At 40.9% G+C, this 18,458-nt stretch carries 19 protein-coding genes and 1 pseudogene; 9 read left to right on the top strand and 11 right to left on the bottom strand.

The features are described 5' to 3' along the window. Nucleotides 1-105: 105 nt before the first annotated feature. Complete coding sequence (locus tag RM049_RS35225; RefSeq protein WP_322707517.1) at nucleotides 106-606, top strand: hypothetical protein; 501 nt, start codon at nucleotides 106-108, stop codon at nucleotides 604-606. Between the two features lie 231 nt (nucleotides 607-837). On the opposite strand, the pseudogene RM049_RS35220 reads toward RM049_RS35225, so the two are convergent. Then, nucleotides 838-1,206 (bottom strand): annotated as a pseudogene (locus RM049_RS35220) (class I SAM-dependent methyltransferase); the annotation flags it as partial. Nucleotides 1,207-1,829: 623 nt separating this feature from the next. On the opposite strand from RM049_RS35220, the gene RM049_RS35215 reads away from it, so the two are divergent. Further along, nucleotides 1,830-2,069 carry a hypothetical protein gene (locus tag RM049_RS35215; protein ID WP_322707516.1) on the top strand — a complete coding sequence of 80 codons (240 nt, stop codon included), beginning with the start codon at nucleotides 1,830-1,832 and terminating at the stop codon, nucleotides 2,067-2,069. Nucleotides 2,070-2,688: 619 nt separating this feature from the next. On the opposite strand, the gene RM049_RS35210 is transcribed toward RM049_RS35215, so the two are convergent. Continuing rightward, nucleotides 2,689-2,784, bottom strand: a complete 96-nt coding sequence (locus RM049_RS35210; RefSeq protein WP_322707533.1) for a hypothetical protein — start codon at nucleotides 2,782-2,784, stop codon at nucleotides 2,689-2,691. A 128-nt stretch (nucleotides 2,785-2,912) separates the two neighbouring features. Between RM049_RS35210 and RM049_RS35205 the strand changes: the two genes are divergently transcribed. Continuing rightward, nucleotides 2,913-3,143, top strand: a complete 231-nt coding sequence (locus tag RM049_RS35205) for a hypothetical protein (protein WP_322707515.1) — start codon at nucleotides 2,913-2,915, stop codon at nucleotides 3,141-3,143. Then, nucleotides 3,097-3,372: a thermonuclease family protein gene (locus RM049_RS35200; RefSeq protein ID WP_322707514.1), complete on the top strand. Its 276-nt coding sequence runs from the start codon at nucleotides 3,097-3,099 to the stop codon at nucleotides 3,370-3,372. The genes RM049_RS35205 and RM049_RS35200 overlap by 47 nt, the downstream gene beginning before the upstream one ends. Nucleotides 3,373-3,474: 102 nt before the next feature. On the opposite strand, the gene RM049_RS35195 is transcribed toward RM049_RS35200, so the two are convergent. Continuing rightward, entirely contained in the window at nucleotides 3,475-3,699 is a 225-nt protein-coding gene (locus RM049_RS35195; RefSeq protein WP_194043420.1) for a hypothetical protein, read from the bottom strand. 205 nt (nucleotides 3,700-3,904) lie between these two features. Between RM049_RS35195 and RM049_RS35190 the strand changes: the two genes are divergently transcribed. The 3 genes from RM049_RS35190 to RM049_RS35180 all read left to right on the top strand — a co-directional run bounded on the left by RM049_RS35190 (nucleotide 3,905) and on the right by RM049_RS35180 (nucleotide 7,202). After that, on the top strand, nucleotides 3,905-5,086 hold the full coding sequence (locus RM049_RS35190) for a low temperature requirement protein A (RefSeq protein ID WP_322707513.1): 1,182 nt from the start codon (nucleotides 3,905-3,907) through the stop codon (nucleotides 5,084-5,086). 1,126 nt (nucleotides 5,087-6,212) lie between these two features. Then, nucleotides 6,213-6,485 carry a GlsB/YeaQ/YmgE family stress response membrane protein gene (locus tag RM049_RS35185; protein ID WP_289794511.1) on the top strand — a complete coding sequence of 91 codons (273 nt, stop codon included), beginning with the start codon at nucleotides 6,213-6,215 and terminating at the stop codon, nucleotides 6,483-6,485. 435 nt (nucleotides 6,486-6,920) lie between these two features. Continuing rightward, nucleotides 6,921-7,202, top strand: a complete 282-nt coding sequence (locus tag RM049_RS35180) for a hypothetical protein (protein ID WP_322707511.1) — start codon at nucleotides 6,921-6,923, stop codon at nucleotides 7,200-7,202. A gap of 84 nt (nucleotides 7,203-7,286) precedes the next feature. Here RM049_RS35180 and RM049_RS35175 read toward each other — a convergent pair whose 3' ends face one another. Next, complete coding sequence (locus tag RM049_RS35175) at nucleotides 7,287-7,499, bottom strand: hypothetical protein (protein ID WP_322707510.1); 213 nt, start codon at nucleotides 7,497-7,499, stop codon at nucleotides 7,287-7,289. Between the two features lie 310 nt (nucleotides 7,500-7,809). Between RM049_RS35175 and RM049_RS35170 the strand changes: the two genes are divergently transcribed. After that, complete coding sequence (locus tag RM049_RS35170) at nucleotides 7,810-8,052, top strand: hypothetical protein (RefSeq protein WP_322707509.1); 243 nt, start codon at nucleotides 7,810-7,812, stop codon at nucleotides 8,050-8,052. Between the two features lie 44 nt (nucleotides 8,053-8,096). On the opposite strand, the gene RM049_RS35165 is transcribed toward RM049_RS35170, so the two are convergent. The 5 genes from RM049_RS35165 to RM049_RS35145 form a co-directional block, all read right to left on the bottom strand. Then, complete coding sequence (locus RM049_RS35165; protein WP_322707508.1) at nucleotides 8,097-9,062, bottom strand: IS200/IS605 family accessory protein TnpB-related protein; 966 nt, start codon at nucleotides 9,060-9,062, stop codon at nucleotides 8,097-8,099. A 25-nt stretch (nucleotides 9,063-9,087) separates the two neighbouring features. Further along, entirely contained in the window at nucleotides 9,088-9,426 is a 339-nt protein-coding gene (locus RM049_RS35160; RefSeq protein ID WP_322707507.1) for a hypothetical protein, read from the bottom strand. A gap of 45 nt (nucleotides 9,427-9,471) precedes the next feature. Continuing rightward, nucleotides 9,472-10,527 carry a pyridoxal phosphate-dependent aminotransferase gene (locus tag RM049_RS35155; RefSeq protein WP_322707506.1) on the bottom strand — a complete coding sequence of 352 codons (1,056 nt, stop codon included), beginning with the start codon at nucleotides 10,525-10,527 and terminating at the stop codon, nucleotides 9,472-9,474. Nucleotides 10,528-10,613: 86 nt separating this feature from the next. Then, nucleotides 10,614-11,513 carry a class I SAM-dependent methyltransferase gene (locus RM049_RS35150; RefSeq protein ID WP_322707505.1) on the bottom strand — a complete coding sequence of 300 codons (900 nt, stop codon included), beginning with the start codon at nucleotides 11,511-11,513 and terminating at the stop codon, nucleotides 10,614-10,616. Further along, complete coding sequence (locus tag RM049_RS35145; protein ID WP_322707503.1) at nucleotides 11,470-12,195, bottom strand: gamma-glutamyl-gamma-aminobutyrate hydrolase family protein; 726 nt, start codon at nucleotides 12,193-12,195, stop codon at nucleotides 11,470-11,472. Before RM049_RS35145 ends, RM049_RS35150 begins: the two co-directional genes overlap by 44 nt. A gap of 476 nt (nucleotides 12,196-12,671) precedes the next feature. Between RM049_RS35145 and RM049_RS35140 the strand changes: the two genes are divergently transcribed. Then, a complete protein-coding gene (locus RM049_RS35140; RefSeq protein WP_322707502.1) occupies nucleotides 12,672-16,958 on the top strand; it encodes an NACHT domain-containing protein in 4,287 nt (1,428 codons plus the stop codon). Between the two features lie 586 nt (nucleotides 16,959-17,544). Here RM049_RS35140 and RM049_RS35135 read toward each other — a convergent pair. Together RM049_RS35135 and RM049_RS35130 are read right to left on the bottom strand one after the other, a co-directional pair. Beyond that, entirely contained in the window at nucleotides 17,545-17,877 is a 333-nt protein-coding gene (locus RM049_RS35135; RefSeq protein ID WP_322707500.1) for a hypothetical protein, read from the bottom strand. A 204-nt stretch (nucleotides 17,878-18,081) separates the two neighbouring features. Continuing rightward, a complete protein-coding gene (locus RM049_RS35130) occupies nucleotides 18,082-18,357 on the bottom strand; it encodes an HU family DNA-binding protein (protein ID WP_322707499.1) in 276 nt (91 codons plus the stop codon). Nucleotides 18,358-18,458: the final 101 nt, after the last annotated feature.

The raw sequence follows: 18,458 nt of genomic DNA, 5'->3' as shown, positions 1-18,458 counted from the left end.
GGGATGAAGGGGCTGCCGACGGCAGCCCCTTCATCCCCCTTTAAAATGATTATCATTACTGTTAGTGGAATAGTTTATTTTCTGGAAGTCCCTAATAAAACGAAAATGGCAACGTTTACCGCAGCTAAACGTTTTCCAGAAGGACCTGTTTGGCTTTTACCCGCGAACGAAGCCAAAGAAGCAAAATCGTTAACTTTCCAAGCGTTGAATTTATCTAAAGTGACTACAAGCGTATTACCTGTAAACAAACGCAAACCATCAGTTGCACGCGCTTGGAAGGCTGGGGGAGCAACTGTTGTAATGCAAAAACAAAGTAAAGACCAAGTGCGCTTAAGTATATTAATCAATTCTCGGATAGCTTACAATGCACTGGAGAAAAAGTCATATATGCAAGGTGGCGACCCTGAGCCTGTTAAATTTCCTAATTTTGACGGTACACCAGGAATACCTTTCCCAATTGGCGCTTTTCAGGCTAACCCTAAATCAGCACCTATGATTGTATTTTGGCAACCTGGTTATGAAGGTCAAGCTTACAGCGTCGTTGCATCTGTGAAGGGCAAAATGCAGAAAGTTGATGATAAGGCAATCTATTTCTGCGCTTTCTAGGAAAATATTCATAAATTACGCCATGTGCGACTTTCTCTCAAATCTTACGAACTCTATCCCCAGATTCCTTCTCCTTAGCACCCCATCACCAGCAACCATATCCTGTAACCCACCAAGGAAGAAGCTTAAAATCACGGATACCGTCTGTGATACGGTGGCTTAGGCTGACTTCTAAACTTTGTAATGCCAGCTTCAAGATTATTCGTTTTTTGCGTAAAGTACTAAACTTGATCCCAAAACATTGTGAAAACTTTCTCTGAGTCTTTCATAAGCAGATGACCAAGTTAGGTTTTCTTTAGGCCACACCCGCAATGCCATTGAATACGTCGCACTAGGAGCTTCAAAAGCTGCTTGCCAGCAAAGATTGCCTTCTTCGTATGCATGAAATGGTACTTGATAGTAGTCGGGGTAAACAATACCAGAATTGATTATTGTTGATAGCTGCTGTTTTATCCCCGATGCTTCTAGTTCTTCGTAATTTTTTCTCCAGGGAATACCTTTCTTTTCAGCAGTTTTAATTAATACTTTCCTTGCTTGGTGCTTCATTAGCTTATAAATAGGTCTGGTTTGAATCAGTAAATTAACAAATTTTGAAAGCAATCCTGACCCCGCCTAATCCGGCTTAGTTTTTGTGTTCATCTGTTTGCTTTGAATTTATCCACAATTGTCATTTGAACCAACAAGCGATCGCTTGGAACAGGCAATATACTGGTACTATGCCGAAACTTCCTCCAGTGCGATTGCTGTCTCTTATACTCACAACAGTAAAATATTAGACAGCTATAGGCAAGCTCAGGTATCCGAGTATAGAATTAAGCGCTGATAAATGGCGATAAAACTAAGATTAGATGTTTTTTCAGTAAAATCACACCTTGCTTAAGGATGAAATAGGCTATAAAGATGAGGCTTTAAGTTCAATGCTGTGCTTTAATGTGACTTGGATCAAAGTAAGTATTTCATCTGCAACATCAAAATTATGAAAACTGACCCTAGTATCAGTAGAGATGTGAATATTCCTAAAATAGAGCCTCAAAAAAATAGATGGCGGACTATGGGTTAATAACATCTTCTCCTGGCTTACCCGTTAATGAGCAGTTAAATGGAATGTCGGCTTGACAGAATACTCTAGCCCCACCACCCAACAACAGACAGATTTAATTTAATTTCTCCTAAGTTTAGACATCGCTCAGAAGTTTTAACCAGTTCACGTTAAATAAACAGACATGGAAAGAGAAGTTAAAGATACCGATGGCATTACATGGACTTGTCTGCAAGCCTTTTCCGGACTTTCTGATAATTCGGAAGCTCAAGATGCTGCAAAAGTGAAAGGAGAATCAGATACTTACTGGGTTGTCTGCACTCCTAGCGGCGGCGCACAGTCTGTGCGGCTGAAGTTAGAGGGTGACTGGGAAAAAGAATACTCTGATAAGGCGTTACTTCAGAAAATTAAAGCCCACCAGTAATTAACTACTTTTGCGGAACATGATAGCCATTCCACACTTAAAACTTAGCCAATAGCCAAAAATAGCGTAAAAAAGCAATTGATAAGAAGTTAATGCTTTCGCTATTTGGAGCGGCTTAAGAAGAACATCTAATGAACCATCAAACAGCCTTACGTAAGCGTTCCAAGCCCGAACATTAAAGCCGAACCAGCGTGAATCACCAAATCGGCGTTCAATGAAATTGCATGAGAATTAACTTGTATTCTATTCACAATCTCTGTTTACAAACGGGAAAGAATTAACAGTAGAGACTGCATGGCGTTGAAGATGCAAACAGAAGCCCAAGTATACCAAAAGTCAGTTTGAAAAAGTATTAAAAGCATTTCAACTTAACTGCGTTCTAGGGATATGCCATCCTGATTTTCACCTGGAAGAATACCAATAGTTAAACCATCAGCAGATTTTGCACCTTTACTTACTGCATCGAATGGCACGCTTGTTAAGCTGAAGGGTATGCAGTGTAAGGATGCTCCAGGGGCAGAGGAGCAGGGGTGCAGAGGGGAATTTCTAAATATCCGTGCGTATGCCTAAAACTTCTTCTTTCTCCCCTGCTCCTTTGCTCCTCTGCACCCCTGCTACCTCAACGATTTTCCCTTTTCTTAGTGCCATTCCTTACTGCATCCATTACCCCTACATTTCTACCACCAGTAAGTAAAACCCATCCTTGTTTAACAATAGATTGACCTAAGATATAAATCTTGTGACAACAGATGTAGCAATATGAAGCAATTGTGGAGAACTCCTATAATTTTAACTGCGTAGTTTACCGCCGCAGGCATCGCTGGAGCTACCATCATCGCTATCTTGATTTTCCAAAAAACTAACCAGCCATCCATCGCACTTACCGAAGAATGGACAGCTACACAAGTAGCAGATGGGGACAGCATCACAGTCCGCCAAACCGATGGCAGCCAAATCGAAGTTGAGCTTTGTGGAATTGATGCCCCGGAAATGAAACAAGGTGAAGTGCCAGCACAACCATTGGCTAATGAAGCAAAACAGAAACGAACTCTTGCTAGTCGCTGCTGCCGATAAGCAACTGTTGATTATTCCAGTGGCAAAAGACAGCGATGGGCGCACTGTTGCTGAAGTCATGGTTCGCGGACAGGGTGAGGCTGAGATTAGTTTTCAGGAAGAACTGCTTAAAAGCGGCTTGGCTAAAACGCGGCTTGGTGGGGTAGAATGCCCGAATCAAATAGCTTTCGAGAATGCTCAGGGATTAGCGAAAGCTTCTAAAACTGGAGTGTGGAGTCAGGTCAAATAAAATCAGCTTTCAAATTTCAAATTGAGTGCTAAGAAGATTTTTTCACACCAGCTAATATAAGAGTGAGCGCAACTTCTAAAAAATGGCGATTGCGAATGGCTATTAAAACTCCATTAATGAGTATTTGAGACTTGTAAATAAGGAAGCTTGGGAAATAGCGATCGCTCGTTCAGCGTAAAACAATAGCACTTTCCCTACCTCCTCTTGACAAATTCTGTTTTTGCTTAACTTGTCACAAATTGAACATAGCTTTGCGGCAATGACAACGGCTTTTTCAAAGTCTGCGGGATTCACAATGCCCAAAAGAGAACGTTTTTCCTCATTCAAAGGTAAATTTTGCGGAAATTACATTTCCAACTTTGGAAAGCAGAATGCGATCGCGTTTGTTGCATAATAAGCAAACAACAAGATTCCTGAATTCTTTAAAAGTCAAGGATCTAAGCCTTGTAACAATGCTGCCATGTAGATGTGCTAGATAGCCAATTGCTTACAGCTAATGGTAAAAATCAATTAGCGATTCGCAATTAGCACTATGGCAAATTTTCTGCAACCGCCAAGGTTACGCATTGGTGAAGACACTGAAGAAGAACGACGTGCCACTTGGCTAGAACTGTTTTATGATTTGGTTTTTGTCGTTGCAATTTCTCAACTCGCTCACAATCTCAACGAGGATATTTCTCTATCAGGATTATTTGGGTTTGTAGTTCTATTTATACCAGTTTGGTGGTCATGGATTGGCACTACATTCTATGCCAACCGCTTTGACAGCGATGATGTGGGACATAGACTGCTGATTGGTTTACAAATGCTGACAGCAGCAGCGATGGCTATTAACATCCACCACGGTTTGGATGAGAGTTCCCCTGGTTTTGCCATTTCCTATGCTCTTGGTCGAGCTTTGCTTGTAATAGAGTACGTCCGTGCTGGAAGATATATCCCCTTTGCACGTCCTTTAACTACTCGCTACGCTATTGGTTTTGCGATCGCAGCCTTGCTGTGGTTAATATCAGCATCTGTACCCATTCCTTGGCGGTTCGGATTTTGGACGCTGGGAATTGTTATTGACTTTGCTACACCCCTAACAGGACGTAAGTTTCAGATCGGGTTACTCCCCCACGCCTCGCACTTACCGGAACGTTTCGGGCTATTCACCATTATTGTTTTGGGTGAAGCAATCATTGCAGTAGTCAATGGTGTCTCTGAGCAGAAATGGGATGTTTTGACCGTAATTTCCGCCGTGTTTGGTCTAATTATCGCCTTTAGTTGGTGGTGGGTTTATTTTGATAACCTGGGTGGTAAACCTATTGAGATGGCGCGGACACATGGAAAAGTTGGTGTTGTTAATCTCTGGCTTTACACCCATTTACCGCTAGTGATTGGGATTACTGCTGCTGGAGTCGGTGTAGAACAAATCTTGTTGAGTAAGCCAACTTTAGCACTACCCGATTCCCAGCGATGGCTCATCTGTGGTTCAGTAGCATTATGCTCTCTAGCTGTCAGTATTCTCCATAGATTTGGGGTGATCCGTTATTGCAAAATCCGTTCCCAGTATCGACTTGCGGGTGCAGTCGTGCTGCTAGCGATCGCCATTTTAGGGAAAGGTTTGTTACCTGTTGCAGTCATTAGCCTTGTAGCTGTAGTTTCTGCTGTCCAAGTCGTTCAAGATTTGTATCAAAGCCGTCCCACTACCCGCTTGGTTGACCCAGAAATCTAGCTTTTAGCGTAGTGGCGCACATCTGTGCGCCACTGTGATGTATCCATGCAATTGAAATATGAAAAATTTTCATGACCAAGGCTTAATTGAACTCTTGAGTCACAACAAAAGATTACTTTCGAGCCAAGCCTGTCAATATTCCTAAAATTACCATCCTGCTCGACCACGGCTATCATCCAAACACCATCAGCACTGCCCTACCAAAACTATATCCACAAGTCCTGACCAAGATAGAAGTCAACTTGCACCTAAGCCGACGAAAGCAGAAATTGCAGCTTAAGGCAAAGCAGAATTTGTCCCAATTGCAACACGATGGATCATTGAACGGTAGGCGAACTCGATCATAAAAGCCCCAGTTTTAGGCTGCCAATTCCGCTCTTAACGGATACATTACCCTACAATACAGTCGTGTTGAGCGACAAAAAAAGCAAGAAAAAAATCCTGACGATCAATCTATAAAATTTGTAACTTAGCTCGTAGTTCAGCCAAATTCGATTGGCCTCCTGTATAGATATCAAATGGGTTCTATAAAGGTATTCACTATGCATTAACTGGGGACAACATTAATTGTCTGCTATATATTTATTTTTATCAAAAACCGCTCTAGCTTTGGTCTAGGGCAGTTTTGTATTGCACGGTAGAAGTCAGATTCGCAACTGCACTTAATGGTGAATCATCCACCTGTTGTCAGCACTCCAAATTCTGGTACAGTCAATTATTTACTCGATTCTGGAGAAATATTGCCCTAAATCCCGGAAAAGCGAATACAGTGAATATCTAGATTAATTTTGTATAAATCCGTACTTTTGGCAGTCTAGCTATGCTTTACCTTATCAAATTAATATTCTGCTTTCAAACTTAGCTTAATTCTTAAAGTAGATGAGATAAATCATTAGAAATGCATATACTGCAATTATCAAGCAAAGAATTTATCAGCTCCTGGTTTTAGACCAACTAGGAGTTTTTTTATTGATTGATTATCCATTTCAGTTATGGGGTATATCACCAGAAGTAATAGTATTCATCCTCAAGGCTATTAATAGTTGGTTCTGTTGGTAGATTGAATGTCAATATTTAGATTGCTATTGTGTATTTGTCAGTAAAAAACGTCTATCAAATTAAAACAATGAATATTCTTGCTTGGATTGTTTTAGGTCTAATTGCTGGTGCTATTGCCAAGGCTATCTACCCCGGTCATCAAGGTGGCGGAATTCTCGGAACAATCTTATTAGGAATCATCGGTGCTTTTGTTGGTGGCAGTCTGGGTGTATTCTTCAATACAGGAACTTTTACTCTAGCAGCTTCAACTCTTAGTATTCCCGGTATCGCGGTAGCAGTTCTTGGTGCAATTGTTGCAGTCTTCTTGTGGAACGCGTTAACTAGCCGCAGTGCTTTGTAATCAATCAAATTGGAATTAATTAATAGTAAAAATCAGTCCCCTCATTTCACTATATTTTCTCCCTGAATTGAAATAAAACAATAGCGCTTACCTATATTTAGGTAGGCGCTAATATTATTTGCGGCAACGTTGACAAGTCGCCTTAAGGGCGATCGCCCCCAGAAAATTCTTAGAGGAAAAGTTGCACACTTGAGGAGCGTAGTTTACCGCCGCAGACATCCCTGTTTCCCAAGCAGTACACTTGTTTACAGGTAGATGCCCTCAGTGCAATGCTGAGTTTGACCGGGACTGGTCAGCACGGGTGCATTGGGATTCTTAAAACTCCGAGTGTGGCTGGATGGATGATACTGTGTAGAGCGATCGTCTACGACCGACCGTAGGTCATCGCAATCATGATGTGCCTTCGGGCTTTTGTTTCGTTTCCAAGCTGATTTTATGAGTGAAACTAATGCTGAATATCAAGCCAGACTTGATGAGATGATTAGGGCAGGGAAGCTAAAAGCGGAATATAAAGACATACTTTTAGAAATTAGTGAGCTTGGAAGCAAGGCTTGTGCTTTAAGATTAATTTACGGTCTTGGGTGGGGGGAAGATGCCAATCAGGTCGTTATCAATGAATACGAAATACATGATAAAAACGGTAATTTTTTGTATTTAACTTTGTTACAAGCGCGTGACTACCTTCGGAATTTAATTACTGAAATTGAACAAGATTAGTTAATAGTTTTTGGTCTAATTGCTGCCAACGCCCAACGAAAGAATTAGTGTTATCTCTTCATAAGCGGGTAATATTCCGCTAATTTAGTAGTGATACGAACTTAAGAGTGCTTGAATATCTTCTGGAGTTGTCCAGATTTCTAAAGCCTTCAGTAACCACTGTGCATCTTCATTTTTTAGAGATTTAATGTTTTTACCGTTGCAGTAAATAACTAGATAAATACTGTTATCTGTATAATCATGAACCGGATAATCATAAGTATAAACTGGAGAGTTTTTAACTTGTTTTTTATTCATTAGACCGAAATTAAGCGAAACAACAATGTTTCTAATTCTCTAGAATCACTACCAAATTTAGCATTTACAAAGTGGCGCTCTAGGACTTAAGGATACCGTTTAAGTGCGATGGCGTAACCACCCACCGTAGGCATAGCACTTAAAAATTCCAGGGAGAAAGCGATCGCTTGCTTCAAAGCAGTACACTGGTACTATGAAAATTCCAGACTGCGTAGGCGTAGCCCGCCTTCGGCATCGCTGTCTCCTTTACTCACATGATCCTCACATAGTCTGTGTCGTTCACCCCGCAGGGCCACAGGGGGATAGTTGTTTGGACTTTCGACTTGACCCCAGCGCCGAACCAGCAGAGCTGTGGGAACCGCAGGGGGCAAGTTATTACAACGGTGAATTAATACTGCAACCACAGCAGCGATTGACGCAACAGCAAAAGCTGGAGTTACTTGATTGGCATCCAATGTTTACTGGTAAGTGTCCCCAGTGCGGTGCATCCTTTGACCGAGACTACACCTCAAGAGTGCATTGGGATTGTAAGTGCGGCTGGATGGATGATTGAACGCACCCCATCTAAATCAGAGATTATAGATGGGGATTCGTGCGCTAAGAACCTGTAATACTTCTCAGCGTTTCCAGAGTTACTGGCGTTCTCAGTGTGTCGTTAGAACTTCGGCTGACGAACACTCTAGAAAAAATTTTATCGCCTTGAATCAGACAATACCAATATCTAGCACCGATCTTATAAGATGCTGATAAATCACAATTATATTGCTTGCCACTTTTAAAGACAGCAAGAGAATAATTAGTTTTACTTCGCTTAACCCTACCACTTCCATCGAAGGCATAAGCACTGGTGTATTTGGGATTGATAGCTTGAACTTGTCCCCCTAATTCAGACCATCTATCTGTGACTATCTCAACAATTTTAGCATGACACCACAGATGAAATTTCTGTTTTAAAAGAGAACCTTTCTTTCCCGCTTTTGCCTTCCAGCCAGCCAAGCTCTCAACCACAATTACTTTAACATTATGAATCTTTGCGAACTCAATAATACCTCTAGCAACTTTACGGGAGATTTCTAAATTAATATTTGCAGACTTGCGGTAAAGCCCTTTGCAAAACCCTTTCTGACGTTTAGATTTCGTTATTGCTTGAGTCTGCTTAGACTTTTTAGCAATCATCATTCGGCGTTGATTACGATGGTCTATGTCTTTGGCAGGATTAATGAATTTCCGTGCCTTTACAGTACCATCTTTCCCTACTACTGAGGCTGTTGCAGCATTATTAATGCCCAGATCAACACTCACTACATAATCAGAATCCTCCCGATTAATTTTCTCAATTTTTACTGGCATTGATAGTTGGCATTTATTCTTATTTACCACCAAGGCAGGGGAGCAGATTTCATTGCCATCCGTTAAATGCCGATTAAGTCCATGACGTTTTACCTTAATTTCACTAAGCCATACCCAGTCAGTCCCACTCCAAACCTTAATATCAACTGTTTGATAATTTAAGTTGTAGCGGATCTGTTGACCTTTGTACAATGCTGGGTACGTATTGCACATTGTAGTTGAGTATTTATACCTGAAATTAATTATTTATACTTATTTCAAGTAAACAAATCGCACCCTCTGCACTAAGTCTTTGACAATCCGGTGTAAGGATATTTTCCCTTTGGTGGACTAAAGCCGCTTGCTGCCATGCTTCAGGCTGAATATCAGGGTCTAGTTTCGCCAACAGCCTAACTTGCCACTCATTCGTCGGCAAAATGTGAACGTTCCGTTCACATTTCGCCACCAAATTATCAAAAATAACCGCAGCTTCCATTAAATGATAGGGCTGTCTGCGGCTAAAACCAAAGCGTTCGCGGCAATAGTCCTCAAATGTTTTATGCGTGGAACGGTACAGTCTGTGATTACGGAGTTTCATCAACTATCTTGACTTTTGACTTAACTTATCCTGCACCTAAAATCCTTACGAAAATACATGAGCAATTCGCTCAAGTGCCTTTTGCAACAAGGTTTGATTAACGTTGAGTGAAAATCGGAGATGCCCCTCTCCTAAAGCACCACACGCCAGTCCAGGTAGAGCTTTTACTCCTACTGAGTCAAGCAACTGTACTGCTTCTTGAGAGGAAGACATCCTCGATGAGAGCGCAGTCCAAACTAGATTGGTGCCGATTCCATCAGTGGGTAAGCTAACTCGAAAGCCAAGTTCTTTTAGTCCATTTACAAAGAACTTACGGCGATTAGCAATTCGACATCGAAACTCAGCAACTTCTGTTTTTTCATACACCAATGGGACAATTGCAAGCTGAATTGCAGATGGAACTCCACTATCAAGATTTTTTCTTAGTTGAAGCACCCTTTTGATATACAAGCCACGTCCAATAATATATCCGCATCGCCATCCACTCATGCGGAATGTCTTTGAGAAACTGCACACCTCAAGTGCTGTAGAATCGTACTCAAGGTAGCTACGAGGTTGTTGATCTTCATAAATATCTTTGAAAACAAAATCAGACACAACCTTGACATTATAAGTTTGAGCAGCTTGGGCGATCGCTCTAAGTTGTTTGGGTGAAACAATAGTTCCAGTGGGGTTGTGTGGGCTATTTAGGAGGAAAATTGCACCAGAAAGAAATTGAAAAGTTTTCTCTAAGTCAGCATCAGATCCTAAAATTGCTTTCATTGGTAGTGGGTAAGGCTTCATTCCCACAACTTTAATTATTTTGGGAATTCCATGAAAGACAGGCTCTATATAGGCAACGACATCACCTGCTTGACCCATCGCTTGCAGACAAACGGTTAAAGCCTGCCAACCCCCAGCAGTTATACAGATATTGGTATCAAAGTCAAGGCTTACTTTATATTCTTGGCTGTAGTGAATGGCGATCGCCTCTTGCAGTTCTGGTTCCCCAATTTTATTTGGATAGAAATCGAATCTGGGATTTTCCAAGTTGGCACGTAGTTCATCTTTGAAGCGTTGAGGTGCGCCATCCTGGGGATCTGCTAGCGAAAGGTCTATCATGTCCACGATCTTGCAATCAAAGTCACAAATACTCATAACCTACCTCTAAAGAAAACAGAAAGTCTTGGAATAGAAATATATGTTGTCTATATCTTGCGAACGACAAAGATCAATTTTGGGGAATCGGATTTAAAATCACAGCCTTGATAATTACCAAATCGTCTCTCAATCTCAAATCCGTTCGCTCTCAAAAGTAGCTCAAGTTCTTTCGGAAAATACACTCTAAATGCAACTTCTTTGACTACTTCTTCTTTGGACTCACTGAAATAGAAGAATTTTTTCAACTTCAGGATCTGGTTAGCATCGTCGTATTGGCGAGTTTGCGTGACAACTACAGTTCCTTGCCCGTTAGGATTTGGAAAAACAGAATCAAGCCTCCTGCCGTTTTCAAACAAGATATTTGCCAGATATTTGGAAGTTGGATTGGTGATATCGATGATAAATTTGCCACCTTCTTCTAGATGCTTTCTGATGCAGGCTAGCCCCGCTTCTATATCCTCAATATTCAATAGATGCTGAAGTCCATCGAAGGGAAACATGATCAACTGGAATTTCCTTCTTAGATCAAAGTCGCGTACATCACCTTCAACCCATTCAATCTGGTTGGAATTTCTTCGGGCTTCTTCTAACATTGGTCGGGCAATATCGATTCCTGTCACTCGAAAGCCAAGCTTACTAAGGCGAATTGCAATCCTACCATTGCCACACCCCAGTTCCAAGATTGAGGAACTAGTACCAATTTCTTCGGCTAATTTCAGATAAAAAAGGAAGTCTTGTGTCTGGTCTTGAATAGCGTAAAAAGACTCTCTGCCTTCCCTATAAAACTCATAAAATAAGCCGTTGTAATACTCGCTATAGTCATTTATATCTGTACCAGATATGTCTAGATTATGCAAATCGCTTGAAATCACTTTAGACACGTTATCCTCCGACATGAGAAAATTAATAGCTTTTAAAGCAATGTGCTGCCTTAATAAAAGCAGCAAAAATTCGTTGGTTTTCGATCTGATTGCCTAGTTCTGGGTGCCATTGTGTACCTAAGCAAAAAGGATGATCCTGATATTCAATAGCCTCTATGACACCATCTGGTGCGTGGGCTAAAGTATTCCAGCATTGAGGAAGTGTTTCAACAGCCATGTGATGCCAAGATGGTGCGTCAAAAGTTTCGCTGCCTGTGATTTGAGCCAAGCGGCTTCCACACTTGACGTTAATCTGGTGCATACTAGGGTAAGTTTGCCCCAGAGTGTGAAAGCGATGGGAGATTTGATTAAAATGGTCTGGGAGGTGGGCGAAAAGTCTGCCGCCAGTTGCTACAGCCATAACCTGCAATCCACGGCAGATGCCAAGAAGGGGGATATGGTGAACTAAAGCAAATTCAGCGATCGCAATTTCCCATTTGTCACGGTCATCATCAATGCCGTAGGTTGTCAAATGCTTTTCACCACCGTAGCGTTCTGGATTAATATCCCCACCACCAGTCAGGACTACTCCGCTACACAACTTGAGAAGTTGTGCGTCGAACTCTTCTGCCGTAAGTAGAATAGCCTTGCCTCCAGCTTGGCGTACAGCATTGGCATAATCTTTCAGTCGAAAGCACGGTAAAGAGTAGATTGGTATGGACACCAAGATAATAGGAAGTTCATCTCTGATAAAATAAGGTAGCAACATACCTGACTCCATAAAATTGCAGTGAATTAGCAGCAGAAAGTGGACGATTGAGTGAACTCGTGTTTTAAATCCTCCTCAAAATTACGTTAGATATGCGGACAAGTTTTGTTTTTAGCTGTACTATTTACTCATTGCCAGCACTGACTAGAATTTGACAGTCTAGACTCAAGGCGGTGAACCATTCTCGATTGCTATGTTCACTTAATGCAAAGCATCTTGAGGGTAATGCGATCAAACGCAACGATGTGTGTACTTGTGCGTCGTACAACCACAACGCTCAACTTAATTGATAAGTGCGTCGGCGAAAGTCTCAAAAAGGACTCAAGTTACTTAATTAAATTCAAGCATTCCTGATACAGAGATATCGCTAAACTTTAAGTGAACAAGAACAGAGATAACTCTAATTATCAGAGAAAATTCTTAAAGCAGAGCGATTTGAGGTATATTAGTTCTCAATCGCCAATTAAAGTCTGTTTATGTTGCGGTCTCGTGAGTTTTTAGAAAAGATAGCAAGCAAGTATCAACTTAACTTAAACGAAAAGACTGTTTTCTTTGAAAAAATACTTAGTAGTGATTACACTGAAGTGCAAATAGCGAGAAAGCTTAATATTTCTGATACCGCTGTTCGCAATAGACTGATTGGAATTTATAGAAAATTTGGTATTAAAGGCAAAGGGCCTGGTAAGTATAGTCAATTACTCACATTGCTAATACGAGAATGGGAAAAACAAAATACTTCCAGCAATGAAGCACCACAAAAGTTAGATTCTATTGGCAACGCAGAGTTATTAAAAGACTGTTCAAATGCTTACACAAAAGTTGAAGAACAATTCGTTTGTGTATCCATACAAGCAGAAGTGAAACTGTTTGTCCTCGCTCAGCAAATGCGAGGTTGGTTAGAAACATTAAATCATTACAGATTTGAAAACCATGAGGTATGGAAAGATAGCTATTTTGAGTGGATTATCCGCATTCAAGTTAGACGTAATCGATTTGAGCGCATTCTTGTGCGTGGTGTTGCTGGAGAAGTTGGACTGAGTGATGTCATAGCATTGCGCTCCTCTGTTAATGAGCAAAAAACTGATGAAGGTTGGCTGGTAACTACTCGTCTGATTTCCCGTGCTGCAAGGGATGAAGTCAAAAAAGAGGAAAATCGTTACCTTAACTGCTTTACATTTGACGAACTGATTGACTTGGATGCTGACTTCAGTGAATATCTTGACTGGTTAGAAACGGAAATTAAACGCCGAAAAATAGATATTAACTATGTACCACTTGCTTGTACAAAAGAAGAAATTGACCCAATTACCAAGCAGCGAATTGGGGTAAGTCGATATGAACAGGAAGATGGCTGGATTGATGGTTACATTGATAAATGGTTAGATGTTCCAGCAAAGGAGCATATTTCTATACTTGGAGAATTCGGTACGGGGAAAACTTGGTTTGTCTTTCACTATGCTTGGATGGCACTGCAAGATTACCGTGATAAACAAAGACGCGGACTTGAACGTCCCCGACTTCCTCTAGTAATTACTCTAGGTGACTTTGCCAGGGCGCTAAATGTGGAGAACGTTTTGGCAGGGTTCTTTTTTTCCCAACATAATATCCGCTTTACTAGCCAAGTTTTTGACCAACTTAACCGCATGGGTAAGTTGCTGCTAATTTTTGATGGCTTTGACGAAATGGCAGCAAGAATTGATCGCCAACAAATGATTAATAACTTCTGGGAACTAGCGAGGGTGGTAGTTCCAGGTTCTAAAATTATACTTACCTGTCGTAGTGAGCATTTCCCAGAAGCCAAACAAGGATGGCATTTGCTGAATGCAGAACTGCAAGCCTCCACAGCCAAACTAACTAGAGAAGCACCACAATTTGAAGTACTGGAACTAGAGAAATTCAACGATGAGCAAATTTGCGCCTGTTTGTCATACCAAGCATCACCAGCGACAGTTAAACAAGTGATGGGCAATCCACAATTATTGGATTTAGCCCGTCGCCCAGTGATGACAGAGTTAATTTTGGAAGCATTACCTGATATTGAGGCGGGTAAACCTGTGGATATGTCACGGGTTTATCTGTACGCAGTGCGACGCAAGATGGAACGAGACATTAAAGCGGAGCGTACTTTTACTTCACTAGCAGACAAACTTTACTTTTTGTGCGAACTTTCCTGGGAAATGCTGTCTACTGATCAAATGAGCTTGAATTATCGTCTGTTCCCAGAACGCATTCGCCGTTTATTTGGTTATGTTGTGCAACAAGAGAAGGATTTAGACCACTGGCATTATGACATGATGGCGCAGACGATGCTTGTGCGTAATGCTGATGGTGATTATACTCCAGCGCATCGTTCGCTGTTAGAGTTTTTCGTGGCATATAAATTTGCAGCAGAGTTAGGGGTATTAGCTAGCGATTTTACTGAATTAGCACAAGCACAATCATGTGTAAATAATACCATAGTACCTGTTGATTATACTTGGTCTGGTTATTTTTCACGTCAATTAGATGATACTGGATGTAGTATGGCGATGCCTGCGGCAACCCCTTTAGGGAACGCGCCACTAAGGGAATTTGGAAGTGAGTCTTTGGATAAGTTAAAACAGACTTTTGGGCGATTGCCACTTACAAAAGCAGTCATGGATTTACTTTTACCGATGGTTGATGTTGAGGTAAAGAAGACGATTATTAAGGTAATTGAGGAGACGCGCTCTAGAAGTGAGAATGAGGTAGGTTATGTTGGAGGAAATGCCGCGACTTTGGTGACAAAGATTGATAAAGCTGCACTGGAGGGGAGAGATTTAAGTACTGCTGTGATTAAAAATGCTAATTTATTAGATGCTAGTTTACGTTATACCAATTTGACGAGAGCGAATCTTATCGATTCTATCTTTTGTGAAACATTTAGTAATATCCAAACAGTGGAATTTAGCCCTGATGGAAAAACTTTTGCTACAGGTGATTCTAAGGGGGAAATTCGCTTATGGCAAGTTACAGATAATCAACAAATATTAATTTGCAAAGGACATACTAATTGGGTACGAGCAGTCACTTTTAACCCTAATGGTAAAATGCTTGCTAGTGGCAGTGAAGACCATACAGTGAAATTATGGGATATACACACTGGTCAATGTTTGAAAACTTTGCAAGGACATACTAAGCATGTCTCATCAGTTGCCTTCAATCCCACTGCTCAAACTTTAGCTAGTAGTAGCCACGACGGTACAATAATCATATGGCAAATTGATACTGGTAAATATCTAACAGATTTACAATACGGTGATGGTGATATAGTCAAGTCCGTTACCTTTAGTCCAGATGGTAAAAAGTTACTCAGTGGTGGTGGTAAAACAGTAAAACTATGGGATGTAAACACTAGTCAATGCCTGAAAACTTTTAAGGGGCATACTGATTGGATTTGGTCGGTTGCTTTTAGTCCAGATGGCCAAACTGTAGTTAGCAGTAGTAACGATCATACAATAAGGTTATGGGATATAAATACAGCTGAATGTATCAAAATTCTCTCTGGACATACTCATTGGGTACGGTCAGTTGCTTTTAGTCCTAATGGTCAAATGCTTGCTAGTAGTAGCGAAGATAGGACTGTAAAGTTATGGGATATTCTTATGAGTCGATGCCTTTACACTTTTGAGGAACACACTGACTCGGTACGAGCAGTTGCTTTCAGTCCAGATGGTAAAACCCTTATGAGTGGTGGTCACGATGAGAAGGTTAATCTGTGGGATATAAATACTGGTCAACTTTTGAAAACTTGGCAAGGTTATAACAGCTCGGTTCGTTCAGTTGCCTTTAGCCCTAATGACACTATTCTCGCTAGTACTAGTGGAGACTATACAGTTAAGCTATGGGATATAAAAACTAGCCAACTTATTAAAAGTTTGCAGGGGCATAGCAATCATATATGGTCAGTTGCTTTTAGTCCTTGTGGCACTATTCTTGCCAGTAGCAGTAGTGACCAAACAATTAAGTTGTGGAATGTCCAAACTGGTAAATGCCTCAAAACCTTACAAGGACATACTTACTGGGTGTGGTCAATTACTTTTAGTCCTAATGGTCAAATTCTTGCTAGTAGTAGTCCTGACTTGACAGTAAAGCTGTGGCACACTAGTACTGGTCAATGCATCAAAACTTTACAGGGACATACTAATTGGGTATGGACAGTTACTTTCAGTCCTAATGGTCAAATTCTTGCTAGTGGTGATGACTACGGAACTATTAAGCTTTGGGATATTCAGACAGGTAAATGCCTTAAAACCTTGCAAGGACATAAGTTTCGTGTACAGATACTTGCCTTTAATCAAGATGGCACAACTTTATTGAGTGGCTGTCATGACCAAACATTAAAGTTTTGGGATGTTCAGAATGGTAAGTGCCTTAAAATCCTATCACAAAATACTAACTGGGTACGGATAGCTGCTATTAGTTCAGACTGGAAAATGTTAGCTGGCAGTACTGGTGATTGGGTTATCACGTTGTGGAATATAAATGCTGGTAAATCTTTTAAAACTCTAAACGGATATCCAAGCCATATTAACTCAATATGTTTAAGTTCAAATGGGCAAATGCTAGTAAGTGGTAGTGCAGATGGAAGCATCAAACTTTGGAATATCGAAACAGAGGAATGTCTCAAAACGCTAAAAAGTGATCGTCCCTACGAAAGCATGAACATCACAGGTATTAAAGGTTTAACAGATGCCAAAATTGCCACCCTCAAAGCATTAGGCGCAGTGGAAAATGCAGGGTAAACCATCAAATCAAAAAACCTTATCCACTTACTCTCGTCTAGCTTGGAGCATAACCCTCTCCTAAGCTCGACTTTATCCAAAATTAAGAACTCGCTTTCTTTATCCGGCAAAAACCCTAGCTTTTTGGCAAATACTTTTTCCACGTGATAGATCGTCGATGAAGCTAAAAAAGTAAAACTCCTGTCTTACAAAGGTTTCAGATTAAGCGATCGCGTTGTGAAAAAAATGGATAAAGTCGAGTATCAAGATACCTTCTTCATTTACACCAAATTTTAGCCACATCGTCAGATCATTATTGAATAGTTAAACTTGCTCTTACAAGTGTGCTTCAACTTTTCAAAAATGTATCTATCTTCTGGGCTAGGTAATGTTTATTTGAAGAATGTAAGTGCGATGGAATCAAGCGGGCATTGAGCCGAGATATGTGTTTTTTGCTGCGAGATAACCTCAAAAGGCATAATTTCTCGCTACCAAACACGAATTTTTTGTTCCTACTGTATCAAATTATCAAGACTATACAGGGCAAGGCTTTTTCGACCTGGAATGCAGGTTTTTGGATGATTCAATTTAGAGCGTTCGCTCTTTCTTACTTCCTTGCGCTTAATGCCTGTTGACTCAGTTGCATCACAATATTTTGGGGTAATGGGTCTATGACACCATCAGTCGGCAGAGATTTAATAAAAGCTGTCACCTCTTCCCCAGTTTTATGTTTCCCTTCACTCCAAGCATCAGCAATCTGTTTCGCTACCCGGTCAGCATCATCAGGGTTCGCATGGGCGGTAATACATTGAATATCATTACCTGTAAATGATATCCATGTCTGCCAAAGTCCCGTAACTGGATGCTGAACAATCCCTGTGGTCAGTTCATTCTCTTCAAGTACTGATTTTTTCTTGGGGCGACCAAATCCTTTAAACATGATTTTCTTCAGTAAACGCTATCTTTTCAGAATGCCCAAAATAAATGCAGCGATCGCATTCTTAGCGGGCGGTTACGCCATCGCGCTTGTTTAACATCTGCAATTCAACACTCACGTTCCCTCTAACGTTGCCCCACGCAGCCTTGAAAACAGCGAACACTACAGCTTTGCAGTGATTGGATTGCTAGTGGTAAAGCAATTCATCTATGGCGCTACTTTTTCTTTAAACGCCTTGCCAGCAGAAAACGCAGGTATTCTGGTAGCTGGAATCGTAATTTTCTCTTTAGTTTTTGGATTCAGCCCTTCACGTTCGGAGCGTTCCCTTCGCTCGAATGAGCCAAAGCCTACCAGCGTTACCTTATCTCCATTAGCCACAGCCTCAGTAACGACTGACAAAAAAGCACTAATCACTTCATCAGCTTGCTTTTTTGTGATGTTGGTCTTTGCTGCTACAGCATCCACTAGTTCACCTTTGTTCATAAATTACCCTGAAGTGTTGCCAATAACGGAAATCTAGCATTACTGGCAGGACTTACGCAACTGGCACAATGCGATCGCTAATTACTAGTACATAAGTATTA

Source organism: Nostoc sp. DedQUE04 (genome assembly GCF_034530995.1).
Taxonomy (GTDB): Bacteria; Cyanobacteriota; Cyanobacteriia; order Cyanobacteriales; family Nostocaceae; genus Nostoc.
Note: the sequence above shows the minus strand (reverse complement) of the source record. Positions and strands in the feature narration are given on the sequence as shown.